The following is a 14,472-nucleotide window of genomic DNA, read 5'->3' on the forward strand; positions in this document are numbered from 1 at the left end:
ACGTGAGGTATGCTTTTATAAATCATTGAAATTTAGGATAGAGGCGGTTGTTAATGAATACTGTAAGCAGTTATATCTATGTGGCATTGGAATGGATCACCCGTTTCGCTTATTTGAATTTACTATGGGTTGTCTTTACGCTATTGGGCGGGGTCTTGTTCGGATTTTATCCTGCCACTACCTCCATGTTTGCCATTTGCCGTGAATGGCTGAAAGGCAATGCGGATCTTCCGCTTTTCAACTCTTTCTGGGAATTCTATAAGAAAGAGTTTCTGAAAAGCAATCTTCTTGGCGTCTTTATCAATGTACTGCTTTTGTTTATTGCGTTGGATATCTTCTATATCCAAACAAGCCCGAATGAACAATTGGATTGGACGTATGTTCCGCTTTTTGCATTCATCTTGCTATTCACTTTTTTTCTGTTTTATCTGTTCCCGTCCTTTGTACACTTTGATGTCAAGGTGCCCCAGGTCATCAAAAATGCTTTTCTTCTTATGCTCGTCAGTCCAGTAGCCACTGCAGTCATCGTGCTCTGCTTCGTTCCATTATTCTTTATCATGAGGTTGTTTCCAGCTTTGGCCTTTCTTTTCGGCGGCAGCTTATATGCTTTTCTTACCACGTGGATGGCGATGTATGCCTTCGGAAAAACCCATAAAAAAGCTTCACACCAAAAGGAATCTCTTCCTTAAGGTGTGAAGCTTTTTTTCATTTATCCCACTTTAACCTTTTACTGCACTCGAGGAAATCCCCTCAACCACTTTATTACTGAAGAAGATAAAGGCCACAATGATCGGCAGTACGCTGATGACCAACGTCGCTCCAATCGCCCCCCAATCGGTCATGTACTGTCCGATGAAGTTTTGGATACCTACTGTCAACGTCTTATACTTTTCTGAACTGATGAACGTGTTGACAAATACAAACTCATTCCAGTTATAGATCATGTTAATGACCACAGTTGTCGCCAAAATCGGTGATGTCATCGGCAAGATGATTTGGAAAAACATCCGGTGAATGGAGCAACCGTCGATTATGGCAGCTTCTTCTATTTCGTGAGGCAAAGTGTAGTAGAAGCCTAACAGGATCATTAAAGTGATGGGCAAATTATATGCCGTATACGTAATGACAATCGATATCGGATTGTCGATCAAATCCACACTCAAGAACATGCTGTAAAGCGGAATCAGGGCTGAATGAATCGGAATCATCAAGCCAACCATGAAAAGGCCGAGCACGAGTCCGCTCAATTTCCACTTTAACCGCGTAATTGCAAAAGCCGCCATGCTGGCAAAAAGGACCGTCAAAATGATGGCAAGCACAGTAATCCAAACACTGTTGAAGAAATAGGTTCCAATGCCGCCGTTCCAGACTTTCTCGTAATTTTCCCATCTGAATTCTGATGGCAGAGCGAATGGAGAACCTGCAAAAATTTCATTATTGTCTTTTAATGAGAATAGGAACAGCCAAATCAATGGCAGGATTTGAAACAATCCAACGATGATCAAAGCCAGGTAAAGAAAGAAATAACCAATGCGGCGCATTTTCATGCCTCCTTTAGTATTCGAGCTTGTCTTTGGTTTCGGTCAGTTTGCGGATGATCAGTGTAACGATCAACGTAATGATCAATAACAGGAAGCCGATGGCACTGCCGTATCCAAAGTTATAATTGGAGAAAGCGAGTTTGTACATATAAGATGCCATAACTTCACTGGCTCCGTTCGGTCCGCCTGCAGTCATTACATAAATCAAATCGAAGTATTTCAGTGATCCCACAATGGCTAACACAATTGTCACACTGACCACTTCTTTGATCAGCGGCAACTTAATGCGTGTCGCAATCTGGAAAGCAGAAGCCCCATCGATTCGGGCAGCCTCTATCAACGACTCGGGAATATTCTTTAATGCCGCATAATAGATCAAGATATAAAAGCCGGCATATTGCCATAGGATCGGAACGAATATGGCAAACAATACAATAGAAGGATTCGCTAACCACAATGGCGGATTCTCCACCCCGATGCTCATCAGGAAGACGTTTAGAATACCATTGGAAGGATTGTAGATTTTTACCCATAGTTGTGCAATGGCAACCGAAGACAACAGCATGGGAATCAAATAGATTTTACGCAGCAAATCTGCTCCTTTAATTTTGGAAGCCAATATAAAGGAGACCGTCAAATAAATGACCAAACTTAACGTAGAAAAGATTGCCAGTAAAAACGAATGGAAGGCACTATTCCAGAAAAGTTTGTCTTGAATTCCTTGGATGTAATTCTCTAACCCGATAAAGGTTTTTTCTCCTATGCCATCCCAATCCATCAAGCCATAATACCCTGACAAACCCAAGGGGATGAAAACGAGGATTAGAAGCAGGAGAAGAGCCGGTGCAATATAGAAAGCGATATAGAATTTATTGGACATTACTTTGTTCATACCATTCAACCCCACATCTTAGAAAATAGAAGGGGACATTCCACAAGTTAGGATATGTCCCCTCTTTTTAATTAGATTTTTTTAAGAAGCTTTATTACTCTTTCGACAGAGCTTCTTCATGATTTTTAGCGAACTCTTCCGGCGTTATTTCATTGCCGAAAAGGGCTTGAATGGAATCCAGGTGCACTTGAGCAACATCCGGGCTCATCTGAACATCTGCGAACAATGTAATGTTCGTTGCGCCATTCAATTCATCAAGGATATCTACATACATTTCTGGAAGATCTAAAGATCCAGCATCCACTTTAGTAGCAGGAATAACGCCTGCTTTGGTTACTGCTTCTTCTCCCCAGGCTTTAACAAAGTATGAAGCGAAATCTTTTGCTTCTTCTTTTACTTCTGATTCCTCAGCGACAAATAATCCAACTCCAGGTCCACCGACAAAGCTGCTTGTATCGCCTTCTCCATCAACAGTCGGGAAGTTCAGATAGCCGATGGAATCTCTGAATTCCTGTGGCACACTTTCATTGGTTGTGAAGTTAGGAAGATCCCAAGTGGCGATCAAATACATCGGTGTTTGCCCACTCATGAACATAGATTTAGCTTCTTCATCTGCGAGGCCGTTAAAGCCATTGACGAAAGCATCCATATCGACTAGTTCCTGTGTTTTTGCAGCTGCTTCAACCAATGCAGGATCTTCAAAAGACCCGGAACGGTCAATTGCTTTATTCAAAACATCAGCGCCGCCAATTCGGTCAGCCAGGTACATATACCACATCGACCCTGTCCATGAATCACGGTTCCCTAGAGCAATCGGCTGGATTCCAGCATCGTTGAACTCTTTCACTGCCGTCTCAAGTTCTTCGTAGGTTTCAGGAGGCGTAATGCCTTGTTCTTCAAACATTGCTTTGTTGTAATACAGAGAAACGATGTTCAATTCAAGCGGCAAACCATAAGTTGCGCCATCCATTGCATACGCTTCCGTGGTTCCCGGTACAAAAGCGTCACTCAATTCTTCTTCGATTACGTCATCCAGCGGTGCAAACATATTCCCGCCGACATAAGGCTCCAAGAATCCTGCTGCCCAAGTCAAACCGACATCTGGAAGGTCTCCTGATGTCGAGAGAACTCTCAATTTATCTTTATATTGTTCATTGCTCAATACTTCCAGGTCAATAGAAACCCCTTCATTTTCCCCTTCGTATTCAGCGATAATTTCGTTTACCACATCAAAATGCTTTTTCGAACTTCCTTCAGGCCACAAATGCATGAACTTTATCTCTTTTTCAGCAGATCCTGATGATCCCCCTGCTTCTTCAGAATCTGAACAACCAGCCAATAACATTGATAAAGCCAAAGCGGACGATAGAAGCGTAAGCGTTTTCTTTTTCCCCATATTTCTCTCCCCCTTACAATTTTGTTATTACAACAATTTTCAGATTGTTGTATGCGGTTTCATTGTAGCAAAATTATTTTTGTTAGTCTAGTGGCTAAACAAAGTTTTATTTTCATGATAAACTACAGGCGAGAGTAAGCTTTTTCACATTAATTAAAGAAATCACGTTACAATGTTAGTAGAAATAGTTAAAACTTATAATTCCATTCCCGTGTTCAATTGTTGATTTTTATTGTGCCGCTCTGAAGAAGTAGCCGTCAACGCGATTGGGGAATATCGTCATGTAAAAAAAATTGCGCAGAAGGAGTTGATGACCATGAATCCTAGAGTAAATAAAACCTGGAATCATCATGTAGTCAAAGAAGGCAACAAATCCCTTGTACTGAAAAAAATTATCAACCACTCACCTATTTCCAGAGCAGCAGTGGCCCAGGAAGTCGGGTTGAATAAAGGGACAGTGTCTTCCTTAGTAAATGATCTTCTGGAAGACCATTTGATTTGTGAATCCGGTCCAGGCAAATCCAGTGGCGGAAGGCGTCCTGTCATGTTGCTTTTCAATGAAAAAGCTGGCTACTCTATCGGGATTGATATCGGAGTCAATTACCTGCTGGGCGTTTTGACAGATTTGAGCGGCACGATTTGCCATGAAAAAGAAGTCACTTTTAAAAATCTTTCATATGAAGAAATTGAAAACCAACTTTTCAATACGATCGATTACTTGATGGCTTCCGCTCCTGAGAGCCCTCACGGAATTGTCGGAATTGGTGTCGGGGTGCCGGGAATCGTCGATAATCATGGCGAAATTCTGCTTGCTCCAAACCTTAAGTGGAAGAACCTGAATTTGAAGCTGATCCTGGAAAACAAGTATCAACTGCCGGTCATTATCGAAAATGAAGCAAATGCCGGCGCTTACGGGGAAAAGAAATACGGTGCAGGAAAAGATTCCGAGCATATCATTTATGTCAGTGCGGGAATCGGCATAGGTGTCGGGCTTATATTGAACGGATCATTGTATAAAGGTTCGAAAGGTTTTTCAGGCGAACTTGGGCATATGACGATTCAAGTAAATGGCCCTACCTGCCGCTGCGGAAATAAAGGATGCTGGGAATTGTATGCTTCTGAACAGGCGTTGTTGACAGCTGCAGAAAAAATGCAGTTGACTCTTCCAACAAAGAAAGAATTAGAGCTGAGTGACCTATTGAGCCTTGCCGAACAAGGCGATCCAAAAGTAATTGCTTTGTTCGAACAAGCAGGAGATTTTCTTGGAGTCGGCATCAATAATATCATCAACAGCTTTAACCCCCAGCAAGTGATTATCGGCAACCGAATGGCTTCTTCTTACAAATGGCTCAACAAAACCTTGACTGAGCGAGTGTCCAATCAGGCTCTGTGGTTCCAACAGAATGATTTGACTATCTGCTTTTCTGAATTGAGTACGTTTTCCAGCGCATTAGGGGCCTCCGCGTTTTCTATCGAGAACTTCCTCAGTGTCAGTATTCAGCAGAAAATTAGCATGAACGTTTAAGAATGCACACCCGAGTTGTTGGTTATGGGGGCTGTCCCAAAAGGTTATGAAAAATGACTTTTGGTGACAGCCCTTTTGTCGTTCCCGAAAGACCCGGCAGATGTCCATTGCGGCGGACGCGTTCCGCGGGCACGGCTTCTGCAGCTTCCCTCGCTGCGCTCAGTCCAGTGGCTCCAGCCCGTGCTGTTCCCGCTGGAGTCGCCGCCTCCATTCCCATCAGCCGGCTGTTCTCAGAAAACGTATTCCCCCATCAAATAACAGCGGGAGAAAAAGGCTTTCTTTCTCTCCCGCTGTTTTATTTTTAAAGACTTATAGGGCAGCGCCTTTTATCTTTTTAAGTCAACTTTTCAAATACTTAGTTTACTCAATAGACTAAGTAAGGTATGATCGGATATAAGTTAAATTTAAAAATTTGTAAGCACTTACATATTTGAATGGAGGATGAAGAAGAATGAGCGTAATCCAAAATCCGATTTTGACCGGTTTCAACCCTGATCCATCAATTTGCCGTGTGGGGGAAGATTATTACATTGCTGTCTCTACATTCGAGTGGTTTCCTGGAGTCGGCATCTATCACTCAAAAGACTTAAAAAACTGGCGTTTGATTTCCCGTCCACTAAATCGCCTAAGCCAATTGAACATGTCCGGAAATCCAAACTCAGGAGGCGTTTGGGCACCTGCTTTATCCTATAGCGACGGCCAGTTTTGGCTAATCTATACGGATGTGAAGGTGACTGAAGGGCAATGGAAAGACTGCCATAATTACTTGGTGACCTGTGAAACCATCGATGGCGAATGGTCTGAGCCTTCTTATCTGAACAGTTCTGGATTCGATCCTTCCCTTTTCCATGATGAATCCGGAAAAAAATATTTCGTCAATATGTACTGGGACCATCGCGTTGGACACCATGCTTTTTACGGCATTGTCCTGCAGGAATTCGATCCTGCAACGCGCAAGCTCGTTGGCGATTCCAAAATCATCTTTAAAGGTACGGATATCAAGCTGACCGAAGCGCCTCACCTTTATAAGATCGGTGACTATTATTATTTGCTGACTGCAGAAGGCGGAACAAAATACGATCATCAGGCAACCATTGCCCGCTCGCGTCAAATCGACGGCCCTTATGAGGTACATCCGGAAAATCCATTGATTACTTCTTGGCCATATCCAAGAAATCCTCTTCAAAAAGCCGGGCACGCCTCCATGGTCCAAACACATACAGATGAATGGTTTCTCGTCCACTTAACTGGACGGCCATTACCGCAGGACGGCCAGGCTTTATTGGATCCGCGAGGCTTTTGTCCGCTTGGCAGAGAAACGGCCATCCAGCGTCTGGAATGGAAAAATGATTGGCCCTACGTTGTCGGCGGCAACCAACCCGCTGCTCAAATTGAAGGCCCGGCTATCGAAGAAGTCCCATGGCCTGCAGACTTTCCTGAAAAGGACGACTTCGATTCTGCAGAATTGAACAGCCATTTTCAAACCTTGCGCATTCCGCTTGGTGAAGAAATCGTCTCTTTAACGGACAACCCTGGACACCTTCGCCTGTACGGGCGTGAATCACTGACCTCCAAATTCACGCAGTCCTTTGTAGCAAGACGCTGGCAGCATTTCAATTTCATTGCTGAAACAAAAGTCGCTTTCCAGCCAACTACTTTCCAGCAAGGTGCTGGGCTTGTGAACTATTACAATACGGAAAACTGGACGGCATTGCAGATTTCCTGGCACGAAGAAAAAGGACGGATCCTGGATCTTACGGTATGTGATAATTTTTCTTTCGCGCAGCCGCTGCAAGGTGAAGAAATCAACATCCCTGAACATGTCGAATCAGTCTACATGCGTGTAGAAGTGAAAACCAAAACCTATACGTACTCCTATTCTTTTGATGGCGAGAACTGGACGACATTGCCGATCAAGTTCGAGTCCGCCAAGCTGTCCGATGATTATATTCAAGGCGGAGGATTTTTCACCGGTGCATTTGTCGGCATGCAATGCCAGGATCTATCCGGTCAGCAACTACCGGCCGATTTCGATTATTTCATTTATAAAGAAACAAACGAATAACCCTATAAAAGGCAGCTCCGGACTCATATGTCCAGGGCTGCCTTTTTGTATCATCCGATATTCTCTTCCGCTACTCTTGCCTGTTTCTTGTTTCGAGCCGCAACTATTTTAACAAACGGCACAATCAATATGGATAAGAACAAAATGCGAAACAGCTGAAACGCCGTCACGATGGTTACGTCTGCATGGACCGATGCTGCAATGATCCCCATCTGGTCAAGGCCGCCCGGTACCACACTTAAGAAGCTGGTTGAAAAACTGAGGCCATAAAGGTCTTGCAAAAGAAAACTGAGGCCATAAGCAAAAGCGATCAGTACAGCGCTTGAGAAAAACGAATAGAAAATCATGCGCTTCGTCAATTTCAAGTCCTCTTTTTTCAACAAAAGCCCAATATAAATGCCGATAAACAGCTGCGCGATATGGAGCAACGAGCTTGGCATGATCGGCACCGCTATACCTGCCAGATTGAAAAGCATGATTAGAAAAACAGGACCCAGCAAAAAAGCTGTCGGCACTTTGACTTTCTGCGCCAAGATTCCTACGCCGTAACACAGTATAAGCAACCCAAGCAACAGCAGGGAATAATTGCCTTGCCCCGACTGTTCCACATACGCCGGTTCACCGCTAGCCACAATAAACGGTACGATGGCAACTATCATCAAGACGCGAAGAATATGATAGAACGTGACAGCCGTCAAATCGATGTCTTTCTGCTCTTCAGCAAAAGTGATGATCTGCGATAAACCACCGGGTACACAGCAAGTCATTGCTGTTGCCTGATCAACTTTTGTCCGCGAAGCCATCAATGCACTGATGAATAGAAACAGCAGAAAAAAGGCGATATTGATTAATACCATAGCTCCAAAATAGTCTTTCATTCCCTGTAAGGCTTCTAAAGTGAAAGCAAAACCGATTACATAACCGGCCACTACCAATCCGCCGTTGCGGAAACGGGAATGCCATTCCAGTTTCACCGGCGTCAATAATTGCATCAACAAAACGGCAAACAAAGGGCCCAGTAACCAAGGCATTGGAGCTCCTGCCAGAACAAACACCCCGGCACCGGCTAAACCGATTACAAACGATTTTGCCATTGGGGAAATCATCATCTTGTCATCTTCTTTCTAAAACTTAGCTAATTTCTTTATTATAACTTTTTCAGGCTCCAAGTAAAACCGCTGTACCTTTTCCAGCTAAAAAGCCCTCTTTATGCGAGCTCACTTTTCCCTTCCGCGCTTTGGATGCCTGAGCATATTCTTCCCGCTTTTCGCTAGAGCTTATCCCCCATCTCGTGTAAAATGAGGCAATGTTCAACTCTTCATTTATGGGATTCGGCTTGTCCAGTTGATTGCTTGCGCATTATTCAAAACCACTTTAAAGGAGCTTGAATCATAGTGAATAAAAAATTATTGAAAAGTCGGATTGATGCCGCCAATAAACTAAAGAAAGCTGATTTGGTCATTCGCAATGCTACTATCGTCAACGTATTCACAAAAAGCTTCACTACCGGCGATGTCGCGATCACTGGGGATACTATTGTCGGCATCGGCGGCTATGAAGGCTTTCAGGAAATCGATGCAGCAGGCAAATTCATTGCACCTGGTTTGATTGATGCACATGTTCACATTGAATCTTCGATGGTGACACCACAGGAGTTTTCGAAAGTTGTTTTGCCTCACGGCGTCACTACCGTTATCACCGATCCGCACGAAATCGCTAATGTCAGCGGGACAGCGGGACTGGATTTCATGCTGAAAGATGCGCAATCGCTATTGCTCGATATCAAATTGATGCTCCCCTCCTGTGTGCCATCCACCTCTTTTGAAAATGCAGGGGCCAAACTTTCCGCTGAAGACCTGGAACCTTTCTTGAATCATAAGGCGGTATTGGGATTGGCAGAGGTGATGGATTTTCCCGCTGTCCTTCGTGGAGATGATGCGATGCTGGACAAACTGCTGCTGAGCCGACAAATCGATGGACATGCTGCCGGACTCAGCGAAAATGACATCAATGTCTACGGAACTGCAGGAATTCTCACAGATCATGAATGTGTCACAAAAGAGGAAATGATCATCCGCCTAGAGCGTGGGATGTATGTCATGCTCCGTGAAGGGTCCGTCGCTAAAAACCTTCACGCTTTGCTTGAAGGTGTAACAGAAAAAAATGCCCACCGCTGCTTGTTTTGCACCGACGACAAACATTTGGATGATTTGATTGAAGAAGGCAGTGTCGATTACAATGTCCGGGTTGCCATCAAACAGGGAATCGATCCGATCACTGCCATTTCGATGGCCACCATCAATGCCGCGCAATGTTTCGGACTGCGCGGTAAAGGCGCCATCGCTCCCGGTTACGATGCCGATTTTCTATTGCTTGACAGCCTAGAGAATTTGGAGATTGCCTCGGTCTATAAAGGCGGCCAATTAGTAGCGCAGAAAGGCCAGTACGTGGGGCCGGTTCAAGAAAAGACCGATGTATCAGCGGTAAAGGATACCGTTCGCATAGCAGAATTATCCAATGACAGTTTCCAGATTCCAATGGGCAGCAGCTCCAAGGCCCATGTTATCGGCATCAATCCCAACAACCTGATCACCGAGCACTTAATAATTGCAACACCTGTAATAGATGGCTATTTCGTTTCAAATACGGAAAAAAGATCTGTTGAAAGTCGCCGTGATAGAACGCCATAAAGCGACCGGCAATATCGGCCTCGGCATTGTCAGCGGGCTGGGCCTAAAAAACGGCGCCATTGCGACTACCGTTGCACACGATTCTCATAACATCATTGCAGTCGGGACAACTGACCAAGACATCAAAGCTGCAGCTGAAGCCCTGCAAAACTTAACAGGCGGGTTGGTGGTCGTGCAGGATGGAAAAGTGTTGGCAAGCCTGCCTCTTGCCATTGCCGGCTTGATGTCTGAAGAGCCTTATGAAATCGTGTATGAACAACTCAAAGCCATCGGCGACAGTCTCTTGAAGATTGGCGCTAGTACAGAATTTAATGCCTTTTTAACCTTGTCGTTCCTGTCTTTACCGGTCATTCCACATCTGAAACTGACGGATTGCGGCTTGTTCGACGTCAACAGCTTCCAGCATATCCGAGTTGCTGTGGCCGAAGGATGAAGTGATTGGCATTTTGTGAAATGAAAAAAACCCGTGCTGCCTTCAAAGCCAGCGCGGGTTTTCATTCAGTTTCCAGTTACTAGTGGACAAGATGGATCGCTCGCCCATTCATTCATCGAACCGTCATAGACAGCCACATTTTTCTGCCCAAGCTTATTGAGCAATAAAGCATTCCAAGTTGCCGCAATTCCGCCGCCGCAATACGTAATGACTTTTTTACCTGGATCCAAGGCGCCCACTTTTTCGAATGGCTCCCGCAAAATCGAATCCGCATACACTTGTTTCGTTTGCTGGTCGCCATGGATGCCGAAGAAGATATTGACGCTGTTGGGTATATGCCCTTTTCTTGGGTAAGTATCTGTTTCACCTCTGAAATCTTCAGGAGACAAGCTGTTGATCAAGACGACATTGTCATCCTCCATCGCTTGCCGTACATCTTCTTTTGTCGCAATCAATTCCGGACGACGCTGTCCGGTAAAAACTGCAGGCGAATAATTTCCGGGAACAGCTGTCAACGGACGGCCTTCTTCTTTCCATTTCGGCAACCCGCCATCCAGAATCGCAATATTGTCATATCCTTCATACTGCATTTGCCAAGCCAGTCTAGACGCCCAATAAGCCGCCACCACTGGATTTTCCACCAATGCTCCCTGGTCGTAGATGACAGTATATGTCCCGTCCCCTACCCCCAGTTCCGTCATCTTTTTGACAAAATGCTCATGTGGAGGCGCCATAAATGGCAGCGATGATTCAGGGTCCGACAATTCATTCAACAAGTCCGCATACACCGCTCCTGGAATGTGTCCTACATCATAAGAAGCTCTTCCGGATTCCACTGACGGCGGTCCACCATTTTCAGGAATATCCATGAACGTCGTCGCATCCACAATGCGCAGTTTCGGATCACTCAATCGTTTTTCCAACCAGTCTGTACTGACGATTAACGGTATTTTTTCCATTTAGCATTCTCCTCACTTTTAAACCGACCAATCCAATATGATTAACAAAAATGCGTTATACTAGTACAATAAAGTTTGAGTTTAACTTCGTCAACTGAAAAACTTCAGCGTGTGCATTCCTTCTTATCCTATAATGGATCGAATGAAAGAGCTGTTGATTCCATCACTTAGAAAGGTTGTTTTCTCTATGAAACCATACAATAACATCATTGAACTGATCGGCGACACGCCGGTTGTAAAATTAAACCGCATTGTGCCTGAAGGTGCGGCCGATGTATACGTGAAACTCGAAATGTTCAATCCATCAAAAAGCGTTAAAGACCGGGCTGCCTTCAACATGATTGAAATGGCTGAAAAAGAAGGCTTGATTGAAAAAGGAGCTACCATCATCGAACCGACCAGCGGCAATACAGGCATCGGCTTGGCAATGGTCGCTGCTGCAAAAGGCTACCGCTCTATTCTGGTCTTGCCGGATAATGCCACAAAAGAACGCATCAATCTATTGAAGGCATTTGGTTCTGAGGTGGTGTTGACCCCTAGCGATGCCAAAATGCCTGGAGCAATCAGCAAAGCACTGGAGCTGCAAAAAGAGATTCCAAACAGCTTTATCCCGCAGCAATTCGAAAATAAAGCCAATCCTGATATCCACCGCACAACAACAGCGATGGAAATCCTCGAGCAGATGGATGGCAAACTGGATGCGTTTGTGGCATCCGCTGGAACTGGCGGCACCATCACAGGCACTGGAGAAACCTTGAAAGAGCATCTTCCTGAGCTGTATATTGCTGTCGTGGAACCGAAAGGATCACCTGTGTTGTCAGGCGGAAAACCCGGCAAACACCTCCTGGTGGGGACAAGCCCCGGTTTTATCCCTGATATTTTAAATACGGATGTATACGATGAGATCATGGCCATCAATGATGAAGATGCCATTGATATCTTTAAAAGAGTGGCTCGTGAAGAAGGAATTTTCGTTGGCCCTTCTGCCGGTGCTACCATCTACGCTGCCATTGAATTGGCCAAACGCCTCGGCACAGGCAAAAAAGTATTGTGCATCGCTCCTGATACAGGCGAACGGTATTTGAGCATGAATCTGTTCGGCGAATAAAAACACAGACTCTTTTCTTATTTAAACAGGCAGACCTGCAAGTTGGGTCTGCCTGTTTTTTTTGCTCTCAATTTTAGCATGAATCTACGTTATCGAAGAAATGGATGCAACTACTTATCCTTATCCCTATCGCTATATTATTTGAAAAAGTAAAGAAACTGTTTTTTCAGCGTTTTCATCTTGACAATTCCTATCATTCTACTATACTTTAATAATATTATCCGATAGGAAAGGTAGGTTTTATTACCGGTGATCTATTTTGTTTATTGAAGCCAAGCAAATCAATAAAGTTTATTACGATAAAAACAATAAACCGAATACGGTTTTGAAAGATATCGACTTATCGATCCAAAAAGGAGAATTTGTCTCTATCCTCGGACCTTCCGGCTGTGGCAAGTCCACTTTGTTGTCGATGATTGCCGGGCTTGTCAGCTCGACTTCCGGCGATATTATCGTGGATGGCAAAAAAGTCGTCAAGCCAGGAAAAGACCGGGGCATGGTATTTCAGCAAGCCGCCCTTTTCCCATGGATGAATGTAACTGAAAACGTCATGTTTCCTTTGCGCAAGGAAATGTCCAAAAAAGAAGGCTTGGAACGCGCACAGCATTTCTTAAAAATGGTACAGCTCAGCAATTACCCTTCCCACTATCCACACGAGCTTTCCGGAGGGATGCAGCAGCGGGTATCCATTGCCCGTTCGTTAGCCATGGACCCAGCTGTCCTGTTGATGGACGAACCTTTTGGCGCTTTGGATGAACAAACAAGAAGCCGCCTTCATGGTCAGCTCGAAGAAATTTGGATTGATACGAAAAAGACCATCGTCTTTGTCACCCATAGCATTTCCGAATCGATCAAACTGTCGGACCGCATCATCGTCATGGGCACACGGCCCGGCACCATCCTGACTGACATTCGGGTTGATATTCCCCGCCCCCGCGAACAGCATCGGCAGGAAATCGCTGCTTTGGAAGAACAGATTATGGGTCTTTTGAAAACAGAAATCGATAAAGTCATAGATGAGGAGCAAGCATATGAAGCCGGCAGTTAAACGAATCATTTTCTTCGCCGCGCTCATTGTCTTCTGGGAACTGGGTTCCCGCTTTGAACTGTGGCACGAAACCATCCTTCCTTCCCCCGTCAGTGTTTACGATTCGCTGGTAGCCGGATTTGCCGATATGACATTGGTCTACGACCTGATTGCGAGTTTCCGCAGATTGTTGATCGGTTTGGCTGCAGCTGTCGTTATCGGAACCGGTATCGGTATCCTGCTGGCCCGCTCGAAAACAGCAGATGAAACACTTGGAACATTGGTGCTGGCTCTGCAAAGTGTACCAAGTATCGTTTGGCTGCCTCTGGCAATGATGTGGTTCGGCCTTGGCGAAGGTTCCATCATTTTCGTCGTCATCTTGGGCGGAACGTTCGTGATGATTCTGAATGTCCGAACCGGCATCAAGAACGTCGATCCCCTTTTCATCAAAGCCGCACGGACAATGGGGTCGAACGGACTGGACCTTTTTATTAAAGTGATCATTCCCGCTTCCGTCCCTTATTTCGTGACAGGCGCACGCCTTGCCTGGGCTTTCGCCTGGCGGGCATTGATGGCCGGAGAACTTCTCAGTTCCGGTCCCGGACTCGGATATACGCTCCGCTATGCATCCGATTTCGGCAATATGTCACTGGTCATCGGCGTGATGATCATCATTGGTGTCGTCGGCGCGATTGTCGATCTGATGATATTCCAGCGAATCGAGAAAAACGTCCTCAAGCGTTGGGGATTGGAAACATAAACTTTTTTAACAGATGTTCACCAGGAAAAGCACTTTCAGCTATTGACCTTACGAATATTCGCCACGAATACTTTAT

The 14,472-nt window shown here is 45.0% G+C and carries 12 protein-coding genes and 1 pseudogene; 7 read left to right on the forward strand and 6 right to left on the reverse strand.

The window, feature by feature from the left end:
* The first annotated feature begins 53 nt into the window (after positions 1-53).
* A complete protein-coding gene (locus IRE19_RS13425; protein WP_203340803.1) occupies positions 54-689 on the forward strand; it encodes a YesL family protein in 636 nt (211 codons plus the stop codon).
* A 30-nt stretch (positions 690-719) separates the two neighbouring features.
* On the opposite strand, the gene IRE19_RS13430 is transcribed toward IRE19_RS13425, so the two are convergent.
* From IRE19_RS13430 to IRE19_RS13440, 3 genes are all read right to left on the reverse strand, one after another.
* Entirely contained in the window at positions 720-1,541 is an 822-nt protein-coding gene (locus tag IRE19_RS13430; protein ID WP_191716122.1) for a carbohydrate ABC transporter permease, read from the reverse strand.
* A 13-nt stretch (positions 1,542-1,554) separates the two neighbouring features.
* Entirely contained in the window at positions 1,555-2,433 is an 879-nt protein-coding gene (locus tag IRE19_RS13435) for a carbohydrate ABC transporter permease (protein WP_191716123.1), read from the reverse strand.
* Between the two features lie 94 nt (positions 2,434-2,527).
* Positions 2,528-3,829, reverse strand: a complete 1,302-nt coding sequence (locus tag IRE19_RS13440; RefSeq protein ID WP_203340804.1) for an extracellular solute-binding protein — start codon at positions 3,827-3,829, stop codon at positions 2,528-2,530.
* Between the two features lie 316 nt (positions 3,830-4,145).
* Between IRE19_RS13440 and IRE19_RS13445 the strand changes: the two genes are divergently transcribed.
* A complete protein-coding gene (locus IRE19_RS13445) occupies positions 4,146-5,354 on the forward strand; it encodes an ROK family protein (RefSeq protein WP_203340805.1) in 1,209 nt (402 codons plus the stop codon).
* Between the two features lie 22 nt (positions 5,355-5,376).
* On the opposite strand, the gene IRE19_RS13450 is transcribed toward IRE19_RS13445, so the two are convergent.
* A complete protein-coding gene (locus IRE19_RS13450) occupies positions 5,377-5,565 on the reverse strand; it encodes a hypothetical protein (protein WP_203340806.1) in 189 nt (62 codons plus the stop codon).
* Positions 5,566-5,805: 240 nt separating this feature from the next.
* Between IRE19_RS13450 and IRE19_RS13455 the strand changes: the two genes are divergently transcribed.
* Complete coding sequence (locus tag IRE19_RS13455; RefSeq protein ID WP_203340807.1) at positions 5,806-7,419, forward strand: glycoside hydrolase family 43 protein; 1,614 nt, start codon at positions 5,806-5,808, stop codon at positions 7,417-7,419.
* 50 nt (positions 7,420-7,469) lie between these two features.
* On the opposite strand, the gene IRE19_RS13460 is transcribed toward IRE19_RS13455, so the two are convergent.
* On the reverse strand, positions 7,470-8,528 hold the full coding sequence (locus IRE19_RS13460; protein ID WP_238943231.1) for an AbrB family transcriptional regulator: 1,059 nt from the start codon (positions 8,526-8,528) through the stop codon (positions 7,470-7,472).
* 285 nt (positions 8,529-8,813) lie between these two features.
* Here IRE19_RS13460 and ade point away from each other — a divergent pair.
* Positions 8,814-10,542: pseudogene (gene ade / locus IRE19_RS13465) on the forward strand (adenine deaminase).
* Positions 10,543-10,607: 65 nt separating this feature from the next.
* On the opposite strand, the gene IRE19_RS13470 reads toward ade, so the two are convergent.
* Positions 10,608-11,501, reverse strand: coding sequence for a sulfurtransferase (locus IRE19_RS13470; protein WP_203340808.1), 894 nt, complete (start codon positions 11,499-11,501; stop codon positions 10,608-10,610).
* A 187-nt stretch (positions 11,502-11,688) separates the two neighbouring features.
* Between IRE19_RS13470 and cysK the strand changes: the two genes are divergently transcribed.
* From cysK to IRE19_RS13485, 3 genes are all read left to right on the forward strand, one after another.
* Positions 11,689-12,609 carry a cysteine synthase A gene (gene cysK / locus IRE19_RS13475; RefSeq protein ID WP_203340809.1) on the forward strand — a complete coding sequence of 307 codons (921 nt, stop codon included), beginning with the start codon at positions 11,689-11,691 and terminating at the stop codon, positions 12,607-12,609.
* 259 nt (positions 12,610-12,868) lie between these two features.
* Positions 12,869-13,657 carry an ABC transporter ATP-binding protein gene (locus IRE19_RS13480; protein WP_191716130.1) on the forward strand — a complete coding sequence of 263 codons (789 nt, stop codon included), beginning with the start codon at positions 12,869-12,871 and terminating at the stop codon, positions 13,655-13,657.
* Positions 13,641-14,396 (forward strand): ABC transporter permease, encoded by a 756-nt coding sequence (locus tag IRE19_RS13485; RefSeq protein WP_203340810.1) that lies wholly within the window; start codon positions 13,641-13,643, stop codon positions 14,394-14,396. Before IRE19_RS13480 ends, IRE19_RS13485 begins: the two co-directional genes overlap by 17 nt.
* Positions 14,397-14,472: the final 76 nt, after the last annotated feature.

The sequence above is a fragment of the Planococcus beijingensis genome, assembly GCF_016820615.1.
Classification (GTDB): domain Bacteria; phylum Bacillota; class Bacilli; order Bacillales_A; family Planococcaceae; genus Planococcus; species Planococcus notacanthi.